Annotated in this window: 25 protein-coding genes; 7 read left to right on the plus strand and 18 right to left on the minus strand. The window is 67.5% G+C overall.

Annotation, left to right across the window (positions count from 1 at the left end):
• The 8 genes from manD to RZE77_RS13840 form a co-directional block, all read right to left on the minus strand.
• On the minus strand, window positions 1–1,212 hold the full coding sequence (manD, locus tag RZE77_RS13805; protein ID WP_319437969.1) for a D-mannonate dehydratase ManD: 1,212 nt from the start codon (window positions 1,210–1,212) through the stop codon (window positions 1–3).
• A gap of 48 nt (window positions 1,213–1,260) precedes the next feature.
• Complete coding sequence (locus RZE77_RS13810) at window positions 1,261–2,046, minus strand: amino acid ABC transporter ATP-binding protein (protein WP_319437970.1); 786 nt, start codon at window positions 2,044–2,046, stop codon at window positions 1,261–1,263.
• A complete protein-coding gene (locus RZE77_RS13815; RefSeq protein WP_319437971.1) occupies window positions 2,043–2,702 on the minus strand; it encodes an amino acid ABC transporter permease in 660 nt (219 codons plus the stop codon). The genes RZE77_RS13810 and RZE77_RS13815 overlap by 4 nt, the downstream gene beginning before the upstream one ends.
• 16 nt (window positions 2,703–2,718) lie before the next feature.
• Window positions 2,719–3,384 (minus strand): amino acid ABC transporter permease, encoded by a 666-nt coding sequence (locus RZE77_RS13820; protein ID WP_319432611.1) that lies wholly within the window; start codon window positions 3,382–3,384, stop codon window positions 2,719–2,721.
• A gap of 51 nt (window positions 3,385–3,435) precedes the next feature.
• Complete coding sequence (locus RZE77_RS13825) at window positions 3,436–4,473, minus strand: L-idonate 5-dehydrogenase (RefSeq protein ID WP_319437972.1); 1,038 nt, start codon at window positions 4,471–4,473, stop codon at window positions 3,436–3,438.
• Window positions 4,474–4,477: 4 nt separating this feature from the next.
• Complete coding sequence (locus RZE77_RS13830) at window positions 4,478–5,332, minus strand: substrate-binding periplasmic protein (protein ID WP_319437973.1); 855 nt, start codon at window positions 5,330–5,332, stop codon at window positions 4,478–4,480.
• 43 nt (window positions 5,333–5,375) lie between these two features.
• Window positions 5,376–6,206: a substrate-binding periplasmic protein gene (locus RZE77_RS13835; RefSeq protein WP_319437974.1), complete on the minus strand. Its 831-nt coding sequence runs from the start codon at window positions 6,204–6,206 to the stop codon at window positions 5,376–5,378.
• A 67-nt stretch (window positions 6,207–6,273) separates the two neighbouring features.
• Entirely contained in the window at window positions 6,274–7,011 is a 738-nt protein-coding gene (locus RZE77_RS13840) for a FadR/GntR family transcriptional regulator (RefSeq protein ID WP_319432616.1), read from the minus strand.
• A 186-nt stretch (window positions 7,012–7,197) separates the two neighbouring features.
• Here RZE77_RS13840 and RZE77_RS13845 point away from each other — a divergent pair, with 186 nt between their 5' ends.
• The 5 genes from RZE77_RS13845 (at window position 7,198) to RZE77_RS13865 (ending at window position 12,470) form a co-directional block, all read left to right on the plus strand.
• Window positions 7,198–9,573, plus strand: coding sequence for a Tex family protein (locus RZE77_RS13845; RefSeq protein WP_319437975.1), 2,376 nt, complete (start codon window positions 7,198–7,200; stop codon window positions 9,571–9,573).
• Window positions 9,574–9,640: 67 nt separating this feature from the next.
• The gene (locus RZE77_RS13850; protein ID WP_012747976.1) at window positions 9,641–9,898 is read left to right on the plus strand and encodes a type II toxin-antitoxin system Phd/YefM family antitoxin; all 258 of its coding nucleotides are present in this window, start codon (window positions 9,641–9,643) and stop codon (window positions 9,896–9,898) included.
• A gap of 8 nt (window positions 9,899–9,906) precedes the next feature.
• Window positions 9,907–10,314, plus strand: coding sequence for a type II toxin-antitoxin system VapC family toxin (locus RZE77_RS13855; RefSeq protein WP_319437976.1), 408 nt, complete (start codon window positions 9,907–9,909; stop codon window positions 10,312–10,314).
• Between the two features lie 4 nt (window positions 10,315–10,318).
• Window positions 10,319–11,395: a patatin-like phospholipase family protein gene (locus RZE77_RS13860; protein WP_319437977.1), complete on the plus strand. Its 1,077-nt coding sequence runs from the start codon at window positions 10,319–10,321 to the stop codon at window positions 11,393–11,395.
• Window positions 11,396–11,486: 91 nt separating this feature from the next.
• Window positions 11,487–12,470, plus strand: a complete 984-nt coding sequence (locus RZE77_RS13865) for a tripartite tricarboxylate transporter substrate binding protein (RefSeq protein WP_319437978.1) — start codon at window positions 11,487–11,489, stop codon at window positions 12,468–12,470.
• Window positions 12,471–12,478: 8 nt separating this feature from the next.
• On the opposite strand, the gene RZE77_RS13870 is transcribed toward RZE77_RS13865, so the two are convergent.
• The 8 genes from RZE77_RS13870 to RZE77_RS13905 form a co-directional block, all read right to left on the minus strand.
• A complete protein-coding gene (locus RZE77_RS13870; RefSeq protein WP_319437979.1) occupies window positions 12,479–12,865 on the minus strand; it encodes a DUF4150 domain-containing protein in 387 nt (128 codons plus the stop codon).
• A 16-nt stretch (window positions 12,866–12,881) separates the two neighbouring features.
• Window positions 12,882–13,616, minus strand: a complete 735-nt coding sequence (locus tag RZE77_RS13875) for a DUF3540 domain-containing protein (protein WP_319437980.1) — start codon at window positions 13,614–13,616, stop codon at window positions 12,882–12,884.
• Window positions 13,613–14,725, minus strand: a complete 1,113-nt coding sequence (locus tag RZE77_RS13880; RefSeq protein WP_319437981.1) for a pentapeptide repeat-containing protein — start codon at window positions 14,723–14,725, stop codon at window positions 13,613–13,615. Before RZE77_RS13880 ends, RZE77_RS13875 begins: the two co-directional genes overlap by 4 nt.
• Window positions 14,722–17,370 carry a DUF2169 family type VI secretion system accessory protein gene (locus tag RZE77_RS13885; protein ID WP_319437982.1) on the minus strand — a complete coding sequence of 883 codons (2,649 nt, stop codon included), beginning with the start codon at window positions 17,368–17,370 and terminating at the stop codon, window positions 14,722–14,724. Before RZE77_RS13885 ends, RZE77_RS13880 begins: the two co-directional genes overlap by 4 nt.
• Window positions 17,371–17,377: 7 nt before the next feature.
• Window positions 17,378–17,821, minus strand: coding sequence for a hypothetical protein (locus RZE77_RS13890; protein WP_319437983.1), 444 nt, complete (start codon window positions 17,819–17,821; stop codon window positions 17,378–17,380).
• 3 nt (window positions 17,822–17,824) lie between these two features.
• A complete protein-coding gene (locus RZE77_RS13895; protein ID WP_319437984.1) occupies window positions 17,825–20,167 on the minus strand; it encodes a type VI secretion system Vgr family protein in 2,343 nt (780 codons plus the stop codon).
• A gap of 211 nt (window positions 20,168–20,378) precedes the next feature.
• Window positions 20,379–21,356: an IS5 family transposase gene (locus RZE77_RS13900; protein ID WP_319437985.1), complete on the minus strand. Its 978-nt coding sequence runs from the start codon at window positions 21,354–21,356 to the stop codon at window positions 20,379–20,381.
• 190 nt (window positions 21,357–21,546) lie between these two features.
• Window positions 21,547–22,683, minus strand: a complete 1,137-nt coding sequence (locus tag RZE77_RS13905; RefSeq protein ID WP_018905837.1) for an iron-containing alcohol dehydrogenase — start codon at window positions 22,681–22,683, stop codon at window positions 21,547–21,549.
• A 69-nt stretch (window positions 22,684–22,752) separates the two neighbouring features.
• Here RZE77_RS13905 and RZE77_RS13910 point away from each other — a divergent pair, with 69 nt between their 5' ends.
• Window positions 22,753–23,730, plus strand: coding sequence for an alpha/beta hydrolase (locus RZE77_RS13910; protein ID WP_319437986.1), 978 nt, complete (start codon window positions 22,753–22,755; stop codon window positions 23,728–23,730).
• Window positions 23,727–24,605: a YbgC/FadM family acyl-CoA thioesterase gene (locus RZE77_RS13915; RefSeq protein ID WP_319437987.1), complete on the plus strand. Its 879-nt coding sequence runs from the start codon at window positions 23,727–23,729 to the stop codon at window positions 24,603–24,605. Before RZE77_RS13910 ends, RZE77_RS13915 begins: the two co-directional genes overlap by 4 nt.
• Before the next feature lie 21 nt (window positions 24,606–24,626).
• Here the strand turns inward: RZE77_RS13915 and RZE77_RS13920 are convergent, their stop codons facing one another.
• The gene (locus tag RZE77_RS13920; RefSeq protein ID WP_319437988.1) at window positions 24,627–25,577 is read right to left on the minus strand and encodes a hypothetical protein; all 951 of its coding nucleotides are present in this window, start codon (window positions 25,575–25,577) and stop codon (window positions 24,627–24,629) included.
• Window positions 25,578–25,714: 137 nt separating this feature from the next.
• Entirely contained in the window at window positions 25,715–26,641 is a 927-nt protein-coding gene (ygfZ, locus tag RZE77_RS13925; RefSeq protein WP_319437989.1) for a CAF17-like 4Fe-4S cluster assembly/insertion protein YgfZ, read from the minus strand.
• Between the last annotated feature and the right edge of the window lie 60 nt (window positions 26,642–26,701).

The following is a 26,701-nucleotide window of genomic DNA, read 5'->3' on the forward strand; positions in this document are numbered from 1 at the left end:
TTACCAGTTCCACAGCGTGCCGTCGTGCTGCAGGCGGTTCACCGGCAGGTAGGCGCGCTTGTAGGGGTACTTGGCGGCCAGCGCCTCGTCGATCTCCACGCCGTGGCCGGGCACGTCGCCCGGGTAGAGCATGCCCTGGTCGAAGGTGTAGGCGTGCGGGAACACCGCGTCGGTTTCCTCGGTGTGGCGCATGTACTCCTGGATGCCGAAGTTCGGCACCCACAGGTCGAAGTGCAGCGCCGCGCCCATGCACACCGGCGACAGGTCGGTGGCGCCGTGGCAGCCGGTGCGCACCTGGTAGAGCGAGGCCAGGTCGGCAATGCGGCGCAGGTGCGTGATGCCGCCGGCATGGACCACGGTGGCGCGCACGTAGTCGATCAACTGGTTCTCGATCAACGCCTTGCAGTCCCAGATGGAGTTGAAGATCTCGCCCACCGCCAGCGGCGTGGTCGTGTGCTGGCGGATCAGGCGGAAGGCGTCCTGGTTCTCGGCCGGCGTTGCGTCTTCCATCCAGAAGAGGTTGTAGGGCTCCAGCGACTTGCCCAGGCGCCCGGCCTCGATCGGCGTCAGACGGTGGTGCACGTCGTGCAGCAGGTGGTGCTCGAAGCCGAGCTTCTCGCGGATGCGCTCGAACAGCTTGGGCGTGTGGCGCAGGTACTTCTCAGTGGACCAGTCGTGCTCGGAGGGCAGGTCGGCATCGGCGGGTTCGTAGAAGAGCGTGCCCTTGCCGACGCCGTAGACCTTCTCCAGCCCCGGCACGCCGCTCTGCGCGCGGATGGCCTTGTAGCCCGCGTCCGCATAGCGCAGCACCTCGTCCACCGTGTGCTCGATGTCGCTGCCGTTGGCATGGCCGTAGACCATCACGCCGGTGCGGCTCTTGCCGCCCAGCAACTGGTACAGCGGCAGGCCGGCGGCCTTGGCCTTGATGTCCCACAGCGCGGTGTCCACGGCGGCGATGGCGGTCATGGTGACCGGGCCGCGGCGCCAGTAGGCGCCCTTGTAGAGGTACTGCCAGATGTCCTCGATCTGGTGGGCATCGCGGCCGATCAGGCATGGAATGACGTGTTCGGTGAGGTAGGCGGCCACGGAGAGTTCGCGCCCGTTGAGCGTGGCGTCGCCGATGCCGGTCAGCCCCTCGTCGGTTTCGATCTTGAGGGTGACGAAGTTGCGGCCGGGGCTGCAGACGATGACGCGGGCGTTGGTGATTTTCATGGTTGAAGCAAGAGAGATGGCGGATGCGGCGGCAGCGTTCGTGCGTCGTCAGCCGTTCCAGCCGAGATGGCCGAGGAAGTCGCGCGTGCGCTCCACGGTGGGGTGCTCGAAGATCTGCGCGGGCGGGCCCTGTTCGATGATGGCGCCGGACTCGAACACCACCACCCAGTCGGCCACGCGCCGCGCAAAGCCCATTTCATGCGTGACCACGATCATGGTCATGCCTTCCTGCGCGAGCTTCTGCATCACGCTGAGCACTTCGCCCACGGTCTCGGGGTCGAGCGCGGAGGTGGGCTCGTCGAACAGCATCACTTCGGGTTCCATGGCCAGGGCGCGGGCGATTGCCACGCGCTGCTGCTGGCCGCCCGAGAGGTTGGCCGGGAAGCTGCCGGCCTTGGCCGACAGGCCGACCTTCTCGAGCAGCGCCATGGCGCGCGCCTTGGCCTTGGACTCGCGCATGCCCAGCACGGTGATCGGGCCCATGGCCACGTTGTCGAGCGCCGACTTGTGCGGGAACAGCTCGAAGCTCTGGAACACCATGCCCATGCGCTGGCGCACCTTGCGCACCGCCGACTCCTGCACGGGCAGCGGCACGCCGTCGATCAGCACGCGCCCGCCGTTGATGGTTTCCAGCGCGTTGGTACAGCGCAGCAGGGTCGACTTGCCCGAGCCCGAAGGGCCGATCAGGCACATCACCTCGCCCTTGTGGACCTGCAGCGAGACGCCATTGAGCGCCACGAAGTCGCCATAGAGCTTGCGCACCTCTTCGTAGACCAGCACCGGCGGCTGGTCGGCGTTCTTGCGCGCGGGGGCGCGGGCGATGTCGTTGTTCATTCCTTGACTCCATATTTGCGGTGGATCCAGTCCACCAGCTTGGCTTGCGGATAGCCCATCAGCCAGTAGAGGACGGCCATGGCGGTGAGCATCTCCAGCACGCGGAAGGTCTGCGCGCGGATCTGCATTGCCGAATAGGCCAGTTCGCTCACGGCAATGACGGACACCAGCGAGGTGTCCTTGAAGAGCGAGACCCAGGTGCTCGCGATCACCGGCAGGATGCGGCGGCCCGCCTGCGGGATGACCACCTTGAACATGGCCTGGCGGCGCGACATGCCCATGGCGAGCGCCGCCTCCAGCTGCCCCTTGCGGATGGAGTTGATGCCGGCGCGGAAGGTCTCGGCGTTGTAGGCCGAGATGTTGAGCACCAGCGCCACCAGCGCGGTGACGAGCGGCGAAAGCTGGAACTCCACCGCCATCGGCATCACGTAGAAGACCCAGTAGATCACCAGGATCAGCGGCAGGTTGCGGAAGAACTCCACGAAGGCGAGCGAGGCGGACTGCAGCAGCTTGTTGGACGACAGCCGCATCAGTGCCAGCACGATGCCGCCCGGCACGGCCAGCAGCATGGTCAGCACCGTGAGCCCCACGGTGAGCGCCGCGCCTTCGAGCAAGGCCTGGCGGTGCGTCCAGATCACGGACCAGTCGAAAGTCATGGGATGGCCCTCTTCATCATGAACGTCCCAGGTGCGCGACCCGGTGGTACAGCCGGTCGATGCCGCGCGTGACCGGGAACAGGATCACGAAGTACGCCACCATCACCGCGGTGAACACTTCCACCGGCCGGTAGCTCTGCCCCGCCACCGTTTCGGCGCGGTGCATCAGCTCGGGCACGGCAATCACCGTGGCAATGGCCGTGTCCTTGATGGCGATGGTGAGGATCGAGCCGAAGGCCGGCAGCATGCGGATGGTGGCCTGCGGCAGCAGCACCTTGCGCAGCAGCTGCGCGCGCGACATGCCCAGCGCGAGCGCCGCACGCGTCTGGCCCGGCCGGATCGACTCGATGCCCGCGCGGATCACCTCGGCCGCATAGGCCGCGATGTGCAGCGTCAGCGCAATCACCGCGGCCCAGAACGGCGCGAAGGTGAAGCCCACGAGCAGCGGGAACGCAAAGTACATCCACACCAGCACCACCAGCACCGGAATGGCGCGCATCGAATCGATGTAGAAGACGAGCACAGGGCGCAGCCAGCCGGGGCCGTACAGCCGCAGCAGCGCGATCGCCAGCCCCGCGAGGATGCTGGTGACCGCGCTGATGAGGCTCAGCGCGACCGTCACGCCCAGGCCGCTGGCGAAGAAACGCCAGTTGTCGGCAATCGGGGAAAAGTCGAATTCCATGGAAGCTCCGCGAGAGGGAGGGAAGGGCGGCGGGGTCGGGCGACCCCGCCCTCAGAACGTGACGAGCACCTTCATCGCGCGGTGCCGGTCCGCCGCCAGCGCGAAGGCGTCGTGCACGCGCGCCACCGGCACCGCCTCGGTCAGCAGAGGCGACACGTCCAGCAGGCCGCGGCTCAGGTAGTCGACCGCCCAGGCGTATTCGTCGACGAAGCGGAAGCTGCCGACCAGGTGCAGGCTCTTGACCATGATCTGGTTGAACGGGCAGCCGTTGCTGTTGCCGCCGAGCGTGCCGACCTGCACGATGGTGCCGCGCGGGCGCGTCGACCGGATGCAGTTGGCCAAGCCGTCGTAGTGGCCCGAGACCTCGAAGCTCGCATCGACCTGCCCCTTGTCCGCGGCCAGCGCCTGCAGCGCATCGGGCTCTGTGGCCGCGTTGATGGTGCGCGTCGCGCCGACGCGGGTGCAGGCCGCGAGTGTCTCGTCCACGATGTCCACCGCGATCAGCTGGCTTGCGCCCGCGAGCTTCGCGGCCATGAGGATCAGCGCACCGATCGGGCCGGCACCCACCACCATCACCGTCTTGCCGAGCAGCGAGCCGGCCTCCTGCACCGCATGCAGCGCCACGGCCAGCGGCTCGCCGAAGGCGGCCAGCTCGAACGACAGCGTGTCGGGCACGGCCAGGCACTGCGTGGCCTCCACCACCACCTGCTCGCGCATCGCGCCCTGCATGTGGGGCCAGCGGCTCGCGCTGCCGAAGAAGTGCACGTTCTCGCAGTGGTTGGACGCGCCCGCGCGGCAGAAGCGGCAGACACCGCAGGTGCGCGACGGATTGAGGGCCACGCGGTCCCCCGGCTTCACCGAGCTCACCTGCGCGCCCACTTCGATGACCTGGCCCGAGGCCTCGTGCCCCGGCGTCAGCGGCGCGCGGATGACGAAGTCGCCGACGCGGCCGTGGTGGTAGTAGTGCAGGTCGGAGCCGCAGATGCCCACCGCCTTGACGGCCACGCGCACCTGGGTGGGCGCCAGCGGTTCGGCCGGGCGTTCGGCAAGGCGCAGGTCGAGCGCGCCGTGGATTTCGCAGTTCAGCATGGCGTTACTTCAGGTTCTGCGTCATGCGGCGCTCTTCTTCGCTGAGCGCGGGCTGCATGCGCTGGGCCACGGCGCGCAGCCAGTCGAGGTACACCTGCTGCTCCTTCGCCACGCCCATGCCGGTCTGGATCTGGAAGATCTTGCTGTCCTGGCAGTCGTTCTCCTTGGGGAATACGGCCAGGCCCTTGACCTTCTTGCTGATGTTGGGCCACAGCATGCGGTTGAGCGGCGCCACGTCGGAGCGGCCGGCCATCACCTCTTCGATCGGCGCGACCGAACCGGAGTTGGCCACGCCGCGCAGCTTGGCCTTGGAGAACTGCTGGCGCACCAGCGGCTCCTCGCCCGCGCCGGAGAAATACGCCATGGTGATCTCGGGCTTGTTGAAGTCTTCCAGCGTGCGCGCGCTGGTGAACTTCGGGTTGTCGGCGCGGCCGAACATGCACACGCCGGTGCTCGAGAAGGTGACGAAGTCGATGATCTTCGCGCGCTCCGCGGTCTCGTTCAGCGGCCCGATCATGATGTCCATCTGGTTGGCCGTGAGCGCCGGCACCTTGGTCTCGTGGCTCACCGGCACGGGCTCCACCTTCACGCCCAGCAGCTTGGCAAACTCCTTGCCCAGCGTCCATGACGGACCGGACCACGGGTCGCCGTCGCCCGCGGTGTTCTGCGCGAGCCAGGGCGGGTTGTTGACCACGCCCACGCGCAGCACGCCGGCCTTGCGGATGGCGTCGATGCGCGGGCTTGCGCCGGGTGGCGGCGGCGTCTGGGCCAGGGCGCCGATGCAGCTGCCGGCCAGGGCGGCCGCGAGTGCTGCGCGGGCCAGCCTGCGGCCGAGGAAGGTGCGGGGGATGTGTGGCATGAAGGTCTCCGGTTCTTCTCTGTTGACTTGATGTGTGACGTGTTTATTTGAGTGCGCCGATCACGCGGGCCTCGTCGGCGTCGAGCTGCGCCTTCCGGGCCTTGGCGACCTGCCGCAGCCATTCGAGGTAGGCAGCCTGGTTCTTGTCGATGGCCAGGCCGACCGGCGAGGCTTTTTCGGTGCTGCCCTGGCAGTTGTTTTCCTTGGGCAGCACCGCGAGGCCCTTGACCTTTTGCTGCAGCCCGACCCACGGCACGCGGTTGATCGGTGCCGCATCGGCGCGGCGCGCCATGATTTCTTCCACCGGCGCAGTGGCGCCCGAACTGGCCACGGCGCGCAGCCTGGCCTTGGGGAAGCGCTCCTTGACCCAGCCCTCTTCGGCGCCGCCGGTGAAGTAGGCGATCGTCACTTCGGGCCGGTTGAGGTCGTCGACCGAGGCGGCCTTCGCCAGCTTGGCGTTGTCGGCGCGGCCGAACATGCACACGCTGGTGGCGGAATAGACGACGAAGTCGACCACCTTCAAGCGCTCGGGCGTTTCGCCCAGCGGGCTGATCGTCATGTCGACCTGGTTCGATGCGAGCACCGGCACCTTGGTCTCGTGCGACACCGGCACCGTGCTGAGCTTGACGCCGAGCAGGCGGGCGTACTCCTTGGCCAGCAGCCAGGCCGGGCCGCTCCAGGGCTCGCCGTTGCCGGTGGTGTTCTCGATCAGCCAGGGCGCGTTCTGCAGCACGCCGACGCGCAGTTCGCCGGCCTTGCGGATGGCGTCGATGCGCGGGCTCGCGCCGGGCGCGGGTGGTTCCTGCGCGTGGACAGCAGCGAAGGTGCCGGCGAGCAGCAGTGCGGCCAGGCCGCGGGCGAGGTTGGGCTTCATGGTTCGTGTCTCCGTCTTTTTTGAAAGGGTCAAGCGGCCGCGGCAGCCGCGCGCGGGGGCAGGGCGCCTAGCGCCAGCTCTGGGCGAATTCGCCGATCACGCGTTCCAGGTGCGCCCGCATGGCCAGCCGCGCGGCATCGGCATCGCCCGAGACGATCGCGGCGAAGATGCGCTGGTGGTCGTCCTGCGACTGGAGGCGCAGTGCGGGCGAATGGAAGTGCTGCTCGATCTGCGTCCAGATCGGGCCCTTGGCCTGGTCCCAGAGATTCGTCACCGTCTGCAGCAGCACGCTGTTGCCGGTGGATTCGGCAATGTGCAGGTGGTACATGCGGTCGGCCGCCTCGTTGGCTTCCTTGTCGTGCATCTGCTCGCGCATGGTGGCGAGCGCGCCGAACATCTTGTCGAGGTCGGCGTCCTTGCGCGTGGTGGCCGCCAGCGAGGCGATCTCGGACTCGATCAGGCAGCGCGCGCGCAGCAGCTCGAAGGGGCCGGCACCGGTTTCCTGCACCACCGGCAGCCGCGTGGGCGCGTCCTGCGGCTGGCAGATGTAGATGCCCGAACCGCCGCGCACCTCGACCACGCCCTGCAGCTCCAGCGCAATGATGGCCTCGCGCACCGAGGTGCGGCTCACGTCGAAGCGCTCCGCCAGCGCCCGTTCGGACGGCAGCCGCTGGCCGACCAGAAACTCACCCTGTTTGACCAATTCATGGATATTGGCAGCCAGACGCTGGTACGGCTTCTCCATTGGAGGTTGGCCGATTTTCGACATCGCTTCGGAGGATGGGTGAATGAGCTTGAGGGCCATGGCGGATCAAAGTGGTTAGACCACATTTTGCGTGGCATACCAATTCCACCCATAGTGGTTTACCACTAGCACAGGTGTTTGCGCGGTCGCCGCAGCGCGTGGAGCGGCCGCACCCTATGGCAAACTTCCGCGCTTTATCCGCAAGGCGTCCGAACGGCGTCGCCAGTTCCAGGGATCCCCTCCGACATGCAAAAAATCATTCGCCAGCTCGCCGCCGAGATCAAGGTAGGCGAGCACCAGGTGAAGGCGGCCATCGAACTGCTCGATGGCGGCGCCACGGTTCCGTTCATTGCCCGCTACCGCAAGGAAGTGACCGACGGCCTCGACGACGTCCAATTGCGCGAACTCGAGGCGCGCCTTTCGTACCTGCGCGAACTCGAAGACCGACGCGCCGCGGTACTCAAGAGCATCGACGAGCAGGGCAAGCTCACGCCCGAGCTGCGCGCCGCGATCGAATTCGCGCCGACCAAGCAGGAGCTCGAGGACCTGTACCTGCCGTTCAAGCAGAAGCGCCGCACCAAGGGCCAGATCGCGCGCGAGTTCGGCATCGAGCCGCTCGCCGACAAGCTGCTGGCCGACCCCACGCTCGATCCCGCCGTGGAAGCCAAGGCCTTCCTGCAGCCCGCCACCACGCTCGACGACGGCAAGCCGGGCCCAGATTTCTCGACCGTTCCCGCCGTGCTCGACGGCGTGCGCGACATCCTTTCCGAGCGCTGGGCCGAAGATGCAGCGCTGGTGCAGAGCCTGCGCGAATGGCTCTGGAACGAAGGCCTGCTCAAGTCCACGCTGATGGCCGGCAAGGACGAGAACAACGCAGACGTGTCCAAGTTCCGCGACTACTTCGACTACGACGAACCCATCGGCCGCGTGCCCTCGCACCGCGCGCTGGCAGTGTTCCGCGGCCGCGCGCTCGACATCCTCGACGCCAAGCTGGTGCTGCCGGTGGAGCCCGAGCCGGGCAAGCCCAGCATCGCCGAAGGCCGCATCGCGCTGCACCTGGGCTGGAGCCATGCCGGCCGCGCGGCCGACGACCTGCTGCGCAAGTGCGTGGCCTGGACCTGGCGCGTGAAGCTTGCGCTCTCCACCGAGCGCGACCTGTTCACCCGCCTGCGCGAAGAGGCCGAGAAGGTCGCGATCAAGGTGTTTGCCGACAACCTGCGCGACCTGCTGCTGGCCGCACCCGCCGGCCCGCGCGTCGTGATGGGGCTGGACCCCGGCATCCGCACCGGCGTCAAGGTGGCGGTGGTCGATGCCACCGGCAAGCTGGTCGAAACCGCCACCGTGTTTCCGCACGAGCCGCGCAAGGACTGGGAAGGCTCGCTGCACACGCTCGGCAAGCTGTGCGCCAAGCATGGCGTGAACCTGATCGCCATCGGCAACGGCACCGCGAGCCGCGAGACCGACAAGCTGGCCGCCGACCTCATCAAGCTGCTCGCCAAGATGGCCGCGCAGGCCGGCGCGCCCGAGATGACGGTCGACAAGGTGGTGGTGAGCGAGGCCGGTGCTTCCGTGTACTCGGCCAGCGAATTCGCCTCGCAGGAAATGCCCGACGTGGACGTGAGCCTGCGCGGCGCGGCGAGCATCGCGCGCCGGCTGCAGGACCCGCTGGCCGAGCTCGTGAAGATCGACCCCAAGAGCATCGGCGTGGGCCAGTACCAGCACGACGTGAACCAGAGCGAACTCGCGCGCACGCTGCAGGCGGTGGTCGAAGACTGCGTGAACTCGGTGGGCGTCGACCTGAACACCGCGAGCGTGCCGCTCCTGAGCCGCGTCTCGGGCCTGTCGGCCAGCGTGGCCAAGGCCGTGGTGCGCTGGCGCGAATCGAACGGTGCGTTCTCCACCCGCAAGCAGCTGCTCGACGTGAGCGGCTTCGGCCCCAAGGCCTTCGAGCAGAGCGCGGGCTTTTTGCGCATCCGCGGCGGCGCCGACCCGCTCGACGTGACCGGTGTGCACCCCGAGACCTATCCGCTGGTCGAGCAGATCATCGTCAAGACCGGCAAGCCGATTGCCGAACTGATGGGCCGCGCCGAGATGCTCAAGACCCTGAAGCCCGAGCTGTTCGCGAACGAGAAGTTCGGCGTCATCACGGTCAAGGACATCCTGGGTGAACTCGAGAAGCCCGGCCGCGACCCGCGCCCGGACTTCAAGGTGGCGCGCTTCAACGATGGCGTGGACGACATCAAGGACCTGGTCGAGGGCATGATCCTCGAAGGCACCGTGAGCAACGTGGCGCAGTTCGGCGCCTTCATCGACCTGGGCGTGCACCAGGACGGCCTGGTGCATGTGAGCCAGCTGAGCCACAAGTTCGTGAACGATGCGCGCGAGGTCGTGAAGACCGGCGACATCGTCAAGGTGAAGGTGATGGAAGTGGACGTGGCGCGCAAGCGCATCGGCCTGTCGATGAAGCTCGACGCAGCGCCCGCCCGCCGCGACGGCCCGCGCGACAACCGCTTCGAAGGCGCAGGCCGTGGCCAGCAGCAGGGCCCGCGCCGCGACAACTCGCCACAGCCCGCGGGGCAGATGGCGAGTGCGTTTGCGAAGCTGCAGGGGTTGCGCAAGTAGAGGGCACTGCAGATTTGCGGTCGGCCTGTTAAACTAGTCAGCACACTAGTCTGATGGGAGACTGCAAATGAAAACCTGGCCTGTCCAAGACGCGAAGGCGCGTTTCAGCGAATTTCTGGAGGCTTGCTTGGCCGAGGGACCGCAAATGGTCACCAAGCGGGGCACCGAAGCCGCCGTGCTGGTGCCGGCGGCAGAGTGGCGGCGATTGCACGCCACGGCCAAGCCCTCCCTCAAGGAGTTGCTGCTCTCGGCGGAGGCGCGCACGGAATTTCTCGTTCCGCAGCGCGGCGCAGCGCGGCGGCGGCGCATCACGCCGATTCGCTGAGCAGCGGCATGTACCTGCTGGACACCAATGTCATCTCGGAACTGCGCCGGCCTCGTCCGCACGGTGCGGTCGTCGCATGGCTCGCGCCCATTGCCGACAGCGACCTGCACCTTTCCGCGGTGACGATCGGCGAAATCCAGGCCGGCATCGAAATCACGCGTGAGCAGGATGCCGCCAAGGCCGACGAGATCGAGCATTGGGCGGCCCTGGTGGCCGCCTCGTACAACGTCCTGCCCATGAATGCAGAAACGTTCAGGCTGTGGGCCCGGCTGATGCACCGCAGCTCGAACACGCTCTATGAGGACGCCATGATCGCCGCCACGGCAAAGCAGCATGGGCTGACGGTCGTAACGCGCAACGTCGGCGACTTCGCGAGCTTCGGTGTCGAAGTCTTCAATCCGTTCGGCGCAGCATGAGGAAATGAAAGCCCTGCGCATCTACGCCGGCCCCACCGCCCGCAAGCACATCGAACAGCACGGCCTGCGCCCGCAGGACGTGCGCACGATTCCCGGCGCAGCGGGCGGTCCCAAGGGCCTGATCCTCGGGCCGCTCGACCGCTTCATCTTCGGGCGCTGGCTCGCGCAGTCGAGCCAGCCGGTGCACCTGGTGGGCGCGTCGATCGGCGCATGGCGGCTGGCCACGGCCTGCCTGGCCGATCCGCAGAAGGCCTTCGCGCGCTTCGAGCACGACTACGTGCGCCAGCAGTTCGAGGTGCCGCCGGGGCAGAAGCGGCTGAGCCCGCAGCAGCTCAGCGCGCGCTTTGCCGACAGCCTGGCGGACTTCTATGGCGGACGCATCGGCGAGGTGCTGCACCACTCGCGCTACAAGCTCCACGTGGTGACTTCACGCGGCCGCCACATCCTCGGGCGCGAGGGCAGGGCGCGCACGCCAGTCGGCTACCTGGGCGCCTTTGCCACCAACAGCCTGCATCGCAAGGGGCTGGGCGCATGGCTGGAGCGCTGCGTGTTTTCCACGCCTGGCGCGGCCTTGCCTTTCGGCACGAAAGATTTCCGCACGCGACAGCACGCGCTCAGCGAAGAGAACTTCAACCTGGTGCTGCAGGCCTCGTGCTCCATTCCGTTTCTCCTGGCGGCGGTGCACGACATTCCCGGCGCGCCGCGCGGCGCGTACTGGGATGGCGGCATCACCGACTACCACCTGCACCTGGACTACCAGCCGGCCGACGAAGGCATCGTGCTGTACCCGCATTTCCAGCGTGCGGTGGTGCCGGGCTGGCTCGACAAGGGCCTGCGCTGGCGCCACAGGTCCACCAGCTTCCTGGACCGCATGGTGGTGCTCGCGCCCGATGCCGATTGGGTGCGCTCGCTGCCCAACGGCAAGCTGCCCGACCGCAAGGACTTCATCCACTTCGCGAACGACGCGCAGGCGCGCATCGGTGCATGGAGCAAGGCCACGCGCGAGGCCGAGAGGCTATCGGACGAGTTCGAGGCCTGGCTCGCAACCGGCGGTCGCACGCGCGACATCCTGCCGCTCTGAACATGCCCCGCCGGGGCAAACCCTGAGGGGCCGGCCGCGCAGCGGCTTCGAGAATGGCCGGATCATTCTTGTCCAGAGAAAGCCGCCACCCATGTTGCAGGCCCGCATTTCACGCCGCCGATTCACCCTTGCCGCCGCTGCCGCCGCGACCGTTCCGATGCCCGTGCTGGCGCAAAGCGCCTGGCCCAGCAAGCCGATCCGCATCATCGTGCCCTACACGCCCGGCGGGTTCACCGACCAGATGGCGCGGCTGGTGCAGGTCGGCCTGCAGGCGCGGCTCGGCCAGCCGGTGCTCGTCGACAACAAGCCCGGCGCCAACAGCCTGATCGGCGTCGATGCCATTGCCAAGGCGCCGCCCGACGGCAGCACCTTCGGCGTCGTGATCGCGGCCTATGCGGCCAACACCACGCTGTATCCCAAGCTGCCCTACGACCCGCAAAAGGACCTGACGGGCGTCTCGCTGATGGGCATCTCGCCGCTGCTGGCCGCGGTCAACATCGATGCGCCGTTCAAGACCGCGCGCGAACTCATCGACTACGCACGCGCCAATCCCGGCAAGGTGAGCTTCGGCTCGTCGGGCAATGGTTCGGCCGCGCACCTGACGACCGAGCTGTGGAAGTCGCTCACGCAGACCTACATGATCCACATTCCGTACCGCGGTGCGGTGCCCGCGCTCACGGACCTGATGGGCGGGCAGATCCAGCTGTTCTTCGATGCACCCACGGGCCTCATCAACCAGGCCAAGGCGGGCAAGGTGCGGCTCATCGGCGTGGCGGGCGACAAGCGCCTGGCTGCCGCGCCCGACGTGCCGACCTTCATCGAGCAGGGCTTCGCGGGCTTCACCGGCAGCACCTGGGCCGGCATGCTGGCGCCGGTCGGCACGCCGCGTGACATCGTCAAGCGCATGTCGGACGAGATCGCGCGCATCATCAAGAGCGAAGAGACGCGCGCCAAGCTGGACGCCATGGGCACCATTCCGGCCGGCAGCACGCCCGAGGAGTTCGATGCCTTCATCAAGGCCGAAACGGCCAAGTGGGGCAAGGTCATCCGCACGGCGGGCGTGAAGGCGGAATAAAAAAAGCCTCAGGCCGCCAGCACCAGCACCTTGAACTGGCTGGGCACGATGCGCATGCCGATGATGTTGCAGCGGTTCTGCACCGACAGGCTGGTCATGCGCGTGCAGGGCGTGCCCTTGAGCAGCACGGTGAACGCGCCGGTGATGTGGCGCGAAGGCCCCATCACCGTCTGCGACACCACGCCCATCAGCACGCCCGCGTTGTCGCCGTTGGTGATGGGCGTGGTGGTGGCCAGGTTGTGGGCCGGCGTGCCGCCGTAGAGGATGTTCCAGGCATTGGGAATGGCCGTGGGCCCGAGCGCGAAGTTCGGGTAAGGGATGGGCAGCGCTGGCGGCGTCTTGCAGACATCGGGAAACGCGAGGTCCATGCCCATCATCTGTGCGTTGGCAAACATGTCGGGGTTCCTTCTTTCAGCCCATGTGGATCTGCTCGGCATCGACTTTGACCAGCCCCTTGCTGGTCAGCAGCGTGTTCTTCGAATGCAGGCGCAAGGTCTGCTCGGCCTGAATGTCGATCTGGCCGGCCCGCACCTGTTCCATCTCCTCGGTCAGGCGGAAGCTCGAGCGGGTGAGCAGGTTGAGGCGATCCAGCACCACCTCGCAGGTGCGCCCGACGAAGCGCGACACCAGCACGCTGAAGCGGATGCGGGTGCCCTGGTAGTCCATCTCCCCGATCTCGCAATGGGCCCGCCGGGCCTGCGCGCGCCACTCGGGCGACTGCATGGCGATCGATGTGTCCGACTCCAGCGCCATCGGGCCGGCGCTGCGCGCGCGGATGCCACCCGAGCGCGACACCAGCGTCAGGTCGCCGTCCACGGCCAGCGTCGCCTGCCGCGGGTCGGCCTGGGCGACCACCGCGATGACGAAGCTGTCGCCCTGGCGGGTCGAGGTGATCAGCACCGTATCGCCCGGCGCAGGCAGCAGCAGGCAGCTGGCGACGCGCCGGCAGCGCAGCGATCCCTGGCCATCGTCGAGGTCGACCTCGAACCAGGGATCGCCATCGCTGGCGATCACCGTGGCGGTCCGCGTGCCGGAGTCCGCGCGGGCCGCATGCGAAGGGCGCTGCATGAGCGGATCCAGCACGCCTTGCGTTGCATGGCGTGCAGTGGCGATCGTGTCGCCGGCGGTGGTCCGGGTGGAGGTCATGGGCTTCCTTTCTTGGGGCGGCGGCCATGGATGTCGCGGTCCAGGCGGGATGGGCGCTCGGTCTGCTGGAGCGCCACCTTCTCGGCTTCGTGCAGCGCAGGGTCCCGGTCCAGCGTACCCAGGCGGGTACTGAACCTGGCGCCGTCCAGGTCGGCGCGATGAAACACGGTGCGCAGGAAAGCGGCATCGCGGAAGTCGGCCTGGACCAGCGAGGCGTAGGAAAAATCGGCGTAGTCCAGGCGGCTGCCGGCGAATGCGGTCTGCCCGCAGTGCGCGCGATGGAAGACGCCTTGCTCGAGCTGCGCCTGCGAGAAGTCTGCGCCGTCGAGATGGGCGTCGACCCAGATGCTCTGCTGGAAGTGGCCGCGCCGCGCATCGACGCCGCGCAGGTCGGCCTCGGGAAACAGGCACTGCATGGCCTGCGCCCCCGCCAGCACCGCATTGCGCAGGTCGGCACCCTTGAAGTTGCACTGCGTGAGGCGCGCATCGCCGAATCGGCACGCCGCCAGCACCGCATCGATGAACTGGCAGAGGTGGAACTGCTGCCCGGAGAAGTCCTGCCCCGCAAGATCCGCCTCGCTGAAAATCGCGTTCGTGAAGCTGGCTCCGGCGTAGCGCGTGCCCGTCAGCGCTGCGCGAAAGAAGATGGTCGACGAGAAGGCCACCGCATGGAAGGACGCGCCGGTCAAGTCGCACTCGGAGAACACGGCCTTGTCGAGGCTGGCACGGTCCAGGCAGGCGTTGCGCAGCTCGCTTTGATGGAAGTTCGCCTGGTCCATGAAGGCCTCTTCCAGCCGAATGCCCCGCAGCGTGCAGCCGCTGAACACCGAATGCGGCATGGAGGCCGCATCCAGCACCGCATCCTGCAGGCTGCACTCGTGGAAGGCGGCGCGCGTCAGCTCCGCCGCAGGCAACTGCGCCTGGTCGAAGCGGCATTTCTCGAAGAGGGATTCGCCCAGCCGCGCGGCATCGGCCTGAACGCCCCGGAAGCTGCATTCGCTGAACACGCCGCCGCGCAGGTCGATGCCCCTCATGTCCATGTTGCTGAAGTCCTTCTCGCGGATCGGCTCGCCGTTGCGGACCTGGGCTGCCAGCGTCTCGGCATTCACGCGCCGCCCGCCTCGGGGCCCCGGGGCAGTGTCTTCATCTGGTCGATGTGGGCACCCAGGGTGATCGTGCCTGGGGTGATGAGGATCTGGGAGACATCGGCACGGAACAGGTTGGCCTCGCCCAGGTCGGCATCGACCAGGCAGGCCTTCTGAAGGTTGGCATTCATGAGATTGGCGAGCCGCAGGGAGGCACGCGTGAAATCGGCGCGGATGAAGAGGCTGTCGGGCGCCGCCGCCGCGCGCAGGTCCGCGCCCTTGAGCGACGCGGAGGAGAAATCGCAGGTATCGAGCGTAGCCCGCCTGAAGTTCGCGCCATCGAGAGGCAGCTCGCGCAGGGTGCAATGCACCAGCGTGGCATCCTCGAAGTCGGCCTCGCGAAGATCCGTGGTGCCGACGAAGCTGGTGGTCTTGAGCAGGGCACGCCGAAACCGGATGCCCTTGTGCAGCGGCGTGTGGGCCCAGCTGCAGGCTTCGACGGTGGCGCCGGAAAAATCCACCGACTCGAACTCGGCCTGCACGAACAGCACCTTTTCCAGGCGTGCCTCGCCGAAGTCGCAGCGCGCCAGCCGGCAGTGTTCGGCCATGCTCACGTAGCGGAGGTCGGCGCGCCGCAGGCTGCAATCCGCGAGTTCGATCCCCTGCAGCAACAGGTGGCTCCACCTCGCTTCGTCGAGACAGCAGCCGTCGAGGCGCAGCTTTTCCATCTGCGTGCGCTCGAAGCGGGCCTGCGCGAAGTTGGTGTTTTCGCAGCGCGCGAGGCTGAGGTTGGCACGCTCCAGGTTGCAGCCCGTCAACGAGGCCTGGCGCAGGTCGGCGCGCACCAGCACCGATTGGCTCAGGTCGGCGCCATCCAGGCGGGTGCCCTGGAGGCGGGCGCCTTCGAGCAAGGTCTGGTGCATGCGGGCGCCCCGCAGATCGAGGCCCGACAGGTCGCAGCCCGTCAGATCCATGGCGGACAGGTCGCGGTTCGCGGCCATGGCGGCGAGCACGCGTTCGCGCGTCTGCGCATTCTGTTCGGCAGCCATCGGATCGGCAGCGGCCTGGTGGTGGGCCGCCATGCGGTACAGCGTCAGCATGTCCTGCCGGCCCCGCTGCCCGAGGGCCTGCAGCTCGGCGTGCTCGGCGGCGCTCATGGCCGGGGTGCCCGTGGCCGCGGCGATGCCGGCCAGGCCCTCGACGATCGTCTCGGCCTCGAATTTCGGCGGGCCCTTGAGCTGCGCGTTCTGGCTTTCCTCGTCGGTGATCCGGCTGCTGTCGAAGCCCGCCTTGCGCGACTCGGATGCGTTGTCCCGGGCCGCCTTCGCGACCTCCTGCCTGGCTTCGTCCAGCTTGCGTTCCTGTTCGCGCTGGTAGGCGCGTGTCTTGTCGATGAACTCGGGCAGTTCGGCCAGCGTGGGCATCTTGTCGAAAGGCTTCGGCAGGGGCCGTTCCCGGAAATGGCGCGCCTTGCGGCCGGCCTCCAGGCCGCGCGCCGTCAGTTCGGCGCGCAGGCGCTCGCCCTTGTCCTTGATGTTCCTTGCCAGGATCGATTCGCGCGCGTCGATCTGGTCCAGCCAGGGGCCGATGGCCGAGGCCGGCAGCAGTTCCTCGTCGAGGAGCGCGTGGATCGCGCCTTTCTCCAGGTTGCAGCGATTCTCCAAGACCTTCTCGTAGTGGGAGAGGGGGCGCAGCGGGCTGTCTGCCGCCTCCATCGCCGGCATGACATGCGTGATATCCGCGGCATCGTCCTCGGCGATGAGCGTCTCGCCGTGAAAGATCAGCATGACCTGCGCCATGTGCGGGAAGAACCAGGCGGTGGTCAGCCGCAGCGGCACCTCTTCCAGCGCAAGGGGCCGCGCAGACTTTCTCGCCACGAAGCCGCGCGCGCGCAGATCCGGAAGCCGTCCGCGCAGCACCGCATGCTCTGGGTGCATGTTCCAGATCTCGTAGGGCGCGGCAGCGGGGATGGACAGTTCGTCGTTCCAGCGTTGTTCCGGAGCCGCGGCGTTGAAGAACTGCCAGTCCATGTCGCGCGCGAAGCCGGGGTAGAGCGTCTCGCGCCACTGGTCGCCGTAGTCCGTTCCCAGCAGCTTCAGGCGTTCGGGCAGATCGACGTCCATTGCACCCGGGCAGGCCGGGACCGGTTGCCGGTCGGGGCGGTCCATGCCATCGCCCGGGCGTTCGACGTTGGGAAGCCGCTGCACCAGCAGGCCATTGACCATCTCGGGTGCGTACCCGATGCCCGCGGGGTTGGCGGCAAAGCCGGGGCCACCGAACGCGTGTCGCCAGTCCAGGCGCATGGTGTCGAAAACCTGCGGCTCGGTGGCGCGGCCATCCAGCCAGTAGCGGTCGCCCGAAACGAGGAACTGTCGTCGCAAGGTGCCGACGCGCAAGTCGACCGCGCAGCGTGTCTTGTCCTGCTGGTGGCAGGTGTAGGCCTGGCCGCTCACCAGGAACTCGGGCCGCAGCTTGGGAATGCCGAGATCGATCGCGGACTGGTTTCCCAGTTCGGCAGAGACGGTCTTCCAGAGCTCCGTCTCCGGCAGCAGCACGCCCCCTTCGCCGAGGGTGTGCATGCCGATCACGGTGAGTGCGAGACGCTGGCTTTGCGCGCGCAGGAAGGGTCGCGTCAGGACGCTCAGGCGCAGGGGTTTGATGGTCTTCACGGCGGGATCAGCGCCTTGCGCCGCGGATCGCCAGCGGGGTGTGCCTGCGGTCGATGGCCAGTCGCGACGGGTCTTGCGGGTCCTGCAGTAGATGAATGTCGGGCCGGCCCGCGGAAAAATGGGCCAGCAGGTCCTCGTCGATGAGCGTGCGCAAGGTGGTTTGCTGCTCGATGCCGTCGGCATCGACGTAGGCGACGCCGAGCTGCACGGCTGTCATGCGCTGCCCGACGGGGCCGCGACGGGAGTAGCCGCTGGGCGAGCGCACCAGGGAAACCGCGACGCCCTGCAGCGGACGCCCGCTGGCCTGCAGCTGCTGCCACAGACGGCCTTCCTCGGCATAGGCGCGATGGCTCATCAGCGACACCGCGAGCACGATTGCGGCGAGCACGATCACGCCCAGGCTGACGATGCCGAATACCCCCCACAGCACGATCTCGAGCACGTTTTCCACGCTTCAGAGCAGGATCTTGAGCGCCTGGATGCCGGCGCGCAGGCCGCCCGTCTTGATCTCCGTGCCCACGAGCTGGATGAGCGCACCGGCATCCCCCAGCGACATTGCCTTGTTCTTCCACTCCGCGCCCACAGCCTCCAGCTTCACGCCGATGGCCTGCGCCTGCACGCCGATGGCCATCGAACGCACGGCCACCACGCCCAGCGAAATGCCCGACACGTCCATGTTCAGGCCGGTGCCGCCCAGGCGGAACCACCTCCAGTCGCTGCTCTTGGAGTAGTTGTTGGTGTAGGAGATGGAGTTGTTGGTGTAGTTGACCGTCAGGTTGTTGTAGGTGTTGGACGTCGTGTTGTAGACGCTGGTGTTGATGACGTGCTGCGTCGTGTTGTGGATGTGGTTCGTCGTGTTGAAGGTCACATCCGGGGAGGTGTGCACCGTCGGGCCGGTCACCGTGGTGTTCGATGGGCCGTTGACCAGCACGGTGTTCGAGGTGTCGATGGTGTCATTGCGTCCGCCGCTCACGAAGCGGATCTCCTTTCCATCGATGGTGCCGTGGAAGCCGCCGGTGATCGCAAGGTTGACGCCGCCGCTGATGGTGTCGTTCAGCCCGCCGCTGAGCGTGCGCTTCTTGCCGCCCGAAATGGTCTGCGTGACGCCGCCGCTGACCGTTTCGCTGAAGCCGCCGGTCACGTCGCGCGTGTCGCCGCCGGTGATGGTTTCTTTCGCGCCCGCGGTGATGTCGCGCGTCTCGCCGCTCTGGTAGGTGGCCGACTCGTGGCCCTTGATGACCGTGGTGCGGGTGCCGCCGGTGGTGTGCGTTTCGTCGGCTTCCACCTCGACGTCGAGGTTGCGCTCGGCGTGCAGCAGGATCTGCTCGGCGCCGCTGCGGTCCTCGAAGCGCAGCATGTTGGCCTGGTTGGCCGCGCCGCCCGTGCTCGATCGCGTGAGGATGCCGCTGGCCGTGGCGTTGGCCGGAAGTTCCCACGGCGGCATCTGGTCGTTGTTGTAGACGCGGCCGGTGATGATGGGGCGGTCGGGTTCGCCGCCGATGAAATCGACGATCACTTCCTGGCCCACGCGCGGCATGTGCATGGTGCCGTAGTTGGCGCCGGCCCAGTTGCTCGACACGCGCACCCAGCACGAGCTGTTCTCGTCCGACTGGCCGTAGCGGTCCCAGCGGAACTGCAGTTTCACGCGGCCGAAGCGATCGGTCCAGATCTCTTCGGGACCGACCACGGTGGCGGTCTGCGGGCCGTTGGTGCGCGGCTTGGGCGTCTTGCGCGCGGGGCGGTAGGGCACGCTGGAAGGCAGTACGGTGAAGTCGAACTCGCACACCGATTCGGCCGTGCCGCCGGTGGAGTACTCGGGCTCCTGCAGGTCGTAGCGGGTCTGCGTGACAAGGTATTCGCGGTTGTCGGCCTCGCGGGGGCAGTGCGTCATCTGGAACAGGTAGCCCGGCGCCATGCCCGCCACGTTGGTGTGGCCCGTGGCCAACTCGTGCGCGCACTGCAGCTCCTGCAGGCGGATCTTCGCGTAGCTGTCGCCCTGGTCGTTCTCGCTGTAGCCGCCCAGCCATTCATAGACTTCGTAGCTCGAATGGTCGTGGCCCTTCGGATCCTGCTGCACGCTCTGGAGCGACGCGCGCGACTTCCTGAAGTCGAAGTCGTCGAGCATCACGCGGCCCGAGGTGATCTGCTCCGAGATGCGCCACTGGTCGATGCAGGGCTCCATGGCGTTCACCACGCGGTCGCGCGGACGGTAGGCAATGGTGGCATGGCCCGGCAGGGTGCTATAGCCGCCGATGTCGTCGGCCAGCACCAGCAGGTGCGAGCCGTTGCGGTGCTCGAAGTGGTAGGCGATGCCCTCGTGCTCCATGAGGCGGCACACGAAGGCGAAGTCGCTCTCCTGGTACTGCACGCAGTATTCCCAGGGGCGGTAGCTGCCGGTGAGGCGCTTCTCGTATTCGAAGCCGTATTTGCCGAGCACTTCGTCGAGCACGTCGGGCACGCTCATGTTCTGGAAGATGCGGCAGTCGGTGGTGCGCGTGAGGTACCAGAGCCAGGGCTGCACCAGCGCGCGGTAGACGTAGTGGCGGCCGGTTTCGTTGGCGCGGCCAACGAGCTCGAAGCGCACCACGGTGCCGTTGAGAAAGCGCGATGCGCCTTCGTCCTGCAGTTCGAGCGTGAGCGAAGTGCCCAGCAGCTTCTTCAGGTCGAGGTTGAAGCTCGGGCTGACCATGTCGACCTCGAACTCGAACAGCTGCGAGAGGCCTTCCTGTCCCCGCATCGCGCGGAACTTCAGCTGCTCGGCGTTGAGTACGGTGTGAACCTGGACGGTACGTGGCATTCGAAATTTCCCTGGCCCTTGGGGCTTCTGCGGATGCGAAGCCTTCGAATGCCAGTCTAGAAATTCCTTATGTCATATACATGACGTGTGCTCTAGGGAAGGTCTGAACAGGTCACAAATTGGCGTGCGCTGAGGGCCAATGGTGTGCATGGTGATGAACCGCATCGCCGGATGCCCCGAAGCGACAAGACCTGCCCCTCATCCAGCGCCCTCAGACTGTTTGCGGACGCACCTGCTCCAGCATCGCAATCAGCTTTCTGCGGGCCATCCACAGGTTCGACAGCGCAAACAGCGTGATCACATGCGCCGTGTTCTTGGCCAGTCCCTTGAACCTCACCTTCACGAGCCCGAACAGCCGCTTGATCACCCGGAACGGGTGCTCCACCTTCGCGCGGATGCTCGCCTTCTGATACTCCAACTTGCGTGCCCTGTCCTTGGCGCGGCCCTCTGGCATCTTCGCCATGTCGCTGGGTCGGCCCGCGATGTGCCATTGCACACCCCGCTTCACACGGCTCTGCGCTCCCCGGTAGCCCGAGTCTGCCCATACGGCGTCCTCTTTGCCGTGAAGCAGGTCGCCCACCTGTTCCACGTCGGCCTCGTTGGCCGCAGTGGTCGTCACCGTGTGAACCAGCCCCGAGTCCGCATCCACACCGATGTGCGCCTTCATCCCGAAGTGCCATTGGTTTCCCTTCTTCGTCTGGTGCATCTCAGGGTCTCGCTCGCCGCTCTCGTTCTTGGTGGAACTGGGCGCCGAGATGATCGTGGCATCGACAATGGAACCTCTCTTCAGCAGCAGCCCCTTCCTGGCCAGGTGGGCGTTGACCTGCTTGAAGATGTCTTCGGCCAGATCGCTGGCTTCCAGCAGGTGGCGGAAGTTCAGGATGGTCGTCTCATCGGGGATGGCCTCCAGACCGAGTCCGGCGAACGTGCGCAGCGAGGCGATCTCATACAGCGCTTCTTCCATCGCCGGGTCGCTCAGGGCGAACCAGTTCTGCATCAGGTGCACGCGCAGCATGGCTTGCAACGGGTAGGGTCGACGGCCTCGGCCTGCCACTGGGTAGTGAGGTTCGATGACCTTGAGCAGCGCCTTCCACGGCACCACCAGTTCCATCTCGCCAAGGAAGACTTCGCGCCTTGTCTTCTTCCTCTTGCCCGCTTGCTCGGCATCCGCAAAACTGATCTGGCTCATCGCTCTTGCTCCTTTGCAGGGTTCAGCCCTCATGCAAGAAACGTGCTCTTGATCAGACCTTCCCTAGTTTGGGGCGCTGTTGTTCGGGGCGCGTGCACAGATCACCGGGTACTCCCCTCCGCGAATGTCCCCCGTCGGCGTGATCGCGCCCCGAACAACTGCGCCCAACCTGCCCCAAATGGACAGCCCCTTACATCGAGGCCTCAAGCATCGCCTTGTAGTCGTCGCGCGAAGCCAGCCGCGGGTTGGTCTTGTGGCAGTGGTCGGCCATGGCGCCGTCGATGATCTGTTCGAACAGGGCGGGGGTGACGCCCACTTCGGCCAGGCCCTTGGGCAGGCCGAGGCGCGCGTTCATGTCGCGGATCGCGTCGCCGAGATCGCCGGGTGAATCGAGGTGCATGGCCCGCGCCATGCGCTGCAGCCGCTGCTCCTTCTGCACAGACTCGGCACCGGCGTTGAAATGGATCACGGCCGGCAGGAAGAGGGCGTTGAGCGTGCCGTGGTGCAGGCGCGGATCGACGCCGCCCAGGCTGTGGCTCAGCGAGTGCACGCAGCCCAGGCCCTTCTGGAACGCCATGGCGCCCTGCATCGACGCGCTCATGAGATTGAGGCGCGCCTCGCGGTCGCTGCCGTCCTTGGTGGCACGCTCGATGTGCAGCCAGGCGCGCTCCAGGCCGTCCAGGCCGATGCCGTCGGCCGGCGGATTGAAGGCGGCTGACATGAAGGTTTCCATGCAGTGCGCAATCGCGTCCATGCCGGTGGCGGCGGTGAGCCGGGGCGGCAGGCCGAGCGTGAGCTCGGGGTCGCAGATGGCGGCCTTGGGCATCAGGAACCAGCTGTGGAAGCCGAGCTTGCGGTGGTCGTCGACGATCACGATGGCGCCGCGCGCCACCTCGCTGCCGGTGCCGCTGGTGGTGGGCACCGCAATGAGCGGCACTGCGCGGTCGGTGATCTTGGGCGAGCCGCCTTCGATGGTGGCGTAGGTCTTGAGCGGGCCTTCGTGCGTGGCGGCAATCGCCACGCCCTTGGCGCAGTCGATGGCGGAGCCGCCGCCCACGGCGATGAGGCCGTCGCAGCGGCCGCTGCGGTACAGCTCGACGGCTGCGCGCACGGCGGCCTCGGTGGGGTTGGACGGCGTCTGGTCGAACACCGCCACCTCGAGGTCGGCAATGGCATCGAGCGCCTTCTGCAGCACGCCGGCCGCGCGCACGCCCGCATCGGTCACGATCAGCGGCCGGTTGATGCCGATGCGCGCGCATTCGCTGGACAGCAGCTTGATGGCGCCGAATTCGAACTGGATCTGGGTGAGGTATTGGATGAGGGCCATGAGGTGGGTTTGCCTGGGGCAGTACGATTGCAGACCACCCAAATCTAACAAGCAGGGACAGTCTTGCACATGAATAAAACCCTTGCCGATGTCGCGCCCGGTACATGGCAGCCTCCGCTCACCGCGAAGATGGCCGGCGTGGTCGAGCGCATGGCACGGGCCGGCCATCCCTCGCTCGACCAGCTCACGCCCGACGAGGCCAAGGCCTCCTACGAAAAAGGCGCGGGCGTGCTCGAAGTGCAAAAGCCCGCGCTGGAGCGCGTCGACGACTTCACGATTCCGGCGCGCGATGGCTTCGCGATTCCGGCGCGGCTCTACGCGCCGTCGGCAACGGCGGTGCTGCCGGCGCTGGTGTATTTTCATGGCGGCGGCTTCACGGTCGGCAACATCCGCACGCATGACACGCTGTGCCGCGTGCTGAGCAGCAAGAGCGGCTGCGCGGTGGTGTCGGTCGACTATCGGCTGGCGCCCGCGTTCAAGTTTCCGACGGCATCGAACGACGCATGGGATGCCTTCGCGTTTCTCGCCCATGAAGGCGGCCGCGTCGGCGTCGACATCGAGCGCCTGGCCGTGGGCGGCGACAGCGCCGGCGGCACGCTGGCCGCGGTGTGCGCGATTCTCGCGCGCGACGCGGGCCTGCCGCTCGCGCTGCAGATGCTCATCTATCCCGGCACCGCGGCGCACCAGGACACGGCCTCGCACCGGCGCTACGCCCATGGCCCGCTGCTCACCAAGGCGCTGATCGACTATTTCTTCGGCCAGTACGTGCGCACGCCGGCCGACCGCGACGACTGGCGCTTTGCGCCGCTCCTGGCCGACGACGTCGACGGCGTGGCGCCCGCATGGATCGGCCTGGCCGAATGCGATCCGGTGGTGGACGAGGGCATTGCCTACGCCGACAAGCTCCGTGCCGCGGGGGTGGCGGTCGACCTGGAAATCTACCGCGGCGTGATCCACGAATTTCTGAAAATGGGCCGCGCCATCCCCGAGGCGCTGCAGGCGCAGGACGACGCGGCCCGTGCACTCAAGGACGCACTGAACCCATGAACGACAAGACCATGCCCCAGAGAAAAGACTTCCGCTTCTTTCACCGCCTGCGCGTGCGCTGGGCCGAAGTCGACATGCAGAAGATCGTATTCAACGCGCACTACCTGATGTACTTCGACACCGCAGTTGCCGACTATTGGCGCGCGCTCGCGCTGCCATACGAAGAAGCGATGCATGCGCTGGGCGGCGACCTGTACGTGCGCAAGGCCACGGTCGACTTTCGCGCCTCGGCGCGCATGGACGACGTGATCGACGTGGCCATGAAATGCGCGCGCATCGGCAACTCGTCCATCGTCTTCGAAGGCGCGCTGTTCCGGCAGGACCAGTACCTGGTGGGCTGCGAACTCGTCTATGTGTTTGCCGACCCGGCCACGCAGACCTCGAAGCCGGTGCCGGCGGCCTTGCGCGAAATCCTCACGGGCTTCGAGGCCGGCGAGCCGATGCGCACGGTGGAAACAGGCGACTGGAAAACCCTGGGCGAAGGCGCGGGCGCGCTGCGCCGCGCGGTCTTCATCGAGGAGCAGAACATCCCCAAGGAACTGGAGTGGGACGCGCACGATGCCATCGTGCTGCACGCGGTGGTCCGCAACCGGCTCGGCCAGGTGATTGCGACCGGCCGGCTGCTCGATGCGGTCGACGGCACGGCCATGCTCGGCCGCATGGCCGTGCACCGCGCGCTGCGCAGCGGCGGCCACGGCGCCGCCGTGATGCAGGCGCTGGAAGCCGCAGCCAAGGCGCGCGGCGACCGCGAGATCGGCTTGCATGCCCAGCGCAGCGCGGAGCGCTTCTATGCGCGCCTGGGCTATGCCGTGCACGGCGAGCCCTTCGAGGAAGCCGGCATCCCGCACATCGAGATGCGCCGCACGCTGGCCTGAGCACGCAGCGCTCGACAGGGCTCAGTAGCGCGCCGGCGGATCGGGCACGTAGCCCATCTCCGAACCTGGAAAGGCGGACGGGCCTTCGGGACGCGGCCAGCGCGCGGGCGGCGGCGCCGGAATCACGCCCGCGGCGATGAGGTTCTCGCGGCTGTCGTAGCGGATGCGCACCACCTCGTCGGGCGTGGGCCGCGCGCGCTCGAAGCTGGTGTGGCCGACGTGCGAGGTCTCGCGCCGGCCGTGGGCGGTGCCCAGGCTCGGGCTGGGCGGCGCTGGCCGGGCCAGGCTTCCCTTTGCCGACGCGGCCGCCTCGGCGCCCAGCGCGCTGTCGGCCGAGCGGGCCTGCGCGGCAGGTTCGGCCGGTGCGGCTTCGGACGCGGCCGATGGCGCCCCGCTGCGGCGCTCCATCTCGCGGGCGCTGCCGTCGCGGCGCGGAAAGGCGATGGGCGGCGCGGGAGGCGGCTCGGGCGCGCGCTCGCGGAACATCGCAACGCCGATCACGCCGACGTCGTCCGGCCGGCCGGTGCGGTTTGCATACGAATTGCCGATGGAGGTGAATTCGAAGGCTGCGATCTGCGAATCGCTCTTGCGCCAGCCCGTGATGTCGCTGCCCTCGCCGCCGGAAAACACATAGCCGTTCTGCAGCACGCCCGCGGTCTCGCCGGTCACGATGTTGATGCCGTCCACCGACATCACGGCCATGACGCGTTCACCCATCGCATTGCGCGCGCGGATCGCGTAGCGCGTGCCGGGCCGGCCGGCCACCCAGTATTCGCCGCGGTGGCGGTAGATGGGCAGTTCGCGGCCGCTCGCGCGATCGATCACGCTGAGCTGCATCAGCGAACCGATGCGGTTGAAGGTCGAAGGTGGCGAAAGCGAGGGCAGGGGCCGCACCGGGCTTTCGGCGCAAGCCGGCAGCACGCCCAGCGCGGTCCATGCGAGGGCGGTCGAGAAGAGGAGTCTGCGCTTCATGATGTCTTTCCTTGCCAGGAGTGGATCGGTAAGGCTTCTACGCAGCAGCACCGGCGGCAGGGTTAAACGCGCGCAAAAAAATGGCGCCGCCTCTTTCGGGGCGGCGCCGGGCGTCCGTTTCTTCGGTCCAGTTGCGTCTAGATGTCTTCGAGCAGCGGATACGGCAGCGGCTCGACCCTGAGCGCCGGCCCGTCGGCGCTGCCCGCATGCAGGCCGCCGGTCTCGAGCGCCGAGATCTGGATCGAGATCAGCGCGGCCCAGCCGCCGCCGGGCGCCGGCGCGGCCTGCGCCACCGTGCCCACGGGCTGCTCGGCGTCGCCGGCCGCGAACACCTCCTGCCCCGCGCTCAGAGGCGCATCGGCCTGCACGAGGTAGGTGCGCCGCTTCAGGGTGCCGCGGAACTGGCTGCGCGCCACGATTTCCTGGCCCGGGTAGCAGCCCTTCTTGAAGTTCACGCCGCCCACGGATTCGTAGTTGATCATCTGCGGCACGAAGGCCTCGACCACCGGCGTGGTCACGGTCACGATGCCGCTGCGGACCTCGCTCCACTGCCACAGCTGCGCATCGAGCGCCGGACCGGCAGGCGCCGGGCTGCCGGCGGGCGCGATCCACATCGCGCGCGGCACGCCGTCGGCCGGGTAGAGCGACACCGCGCTGATGTCTTGGCCGATGGCAGTGCGCTGGCCGGGCAGGGCGGCGGCATCGAGCCCGTTGGCGGCCAGCGCGGTGCCGGCAAGGCCGTACAGCGCGAATTGCTCCGTGGCATCTGTGAGCCTGGCCTTGGCGCGCAGCACGTACATCGACAGGCGCTTGAGCGTGGCGGCCAGGATGTCGCGGCTGCACACCAGCAGCACCAGTTCGGGCTGCGGCCGGATGCCGACGAAGCTGGCGATCACGCGGCCCTTGGCGGTGCAAAGCGCGGCCAGGCGGGCCTCGGTGGCGCCCAGCAGCGCGAAATCCTGGGTGAGCTGGCCATGCAGGAAGCTGGCGGCATCGGGCCCCTCGGCGCGGATCACGCCAAGGCCGGAAAGAGCGGTAACACCATTGAGAACGACAGTAGTCATCGCTGAATTATCATGGTCGGAGCCGTTCCGTCGGGTCCGCAGGGAATCCCGCCCCGGTTC

Source organism: Variovorax sp. SPNA7 (genome assembly GCF_033807855.1).
Taxonomy (GTDB): Bacteria; Pseudomonadota; Gammaproteobacteria; order Burkholderiales; family Burkholderiaceae_C; genus Variovorax; species Variovorax beijingensis.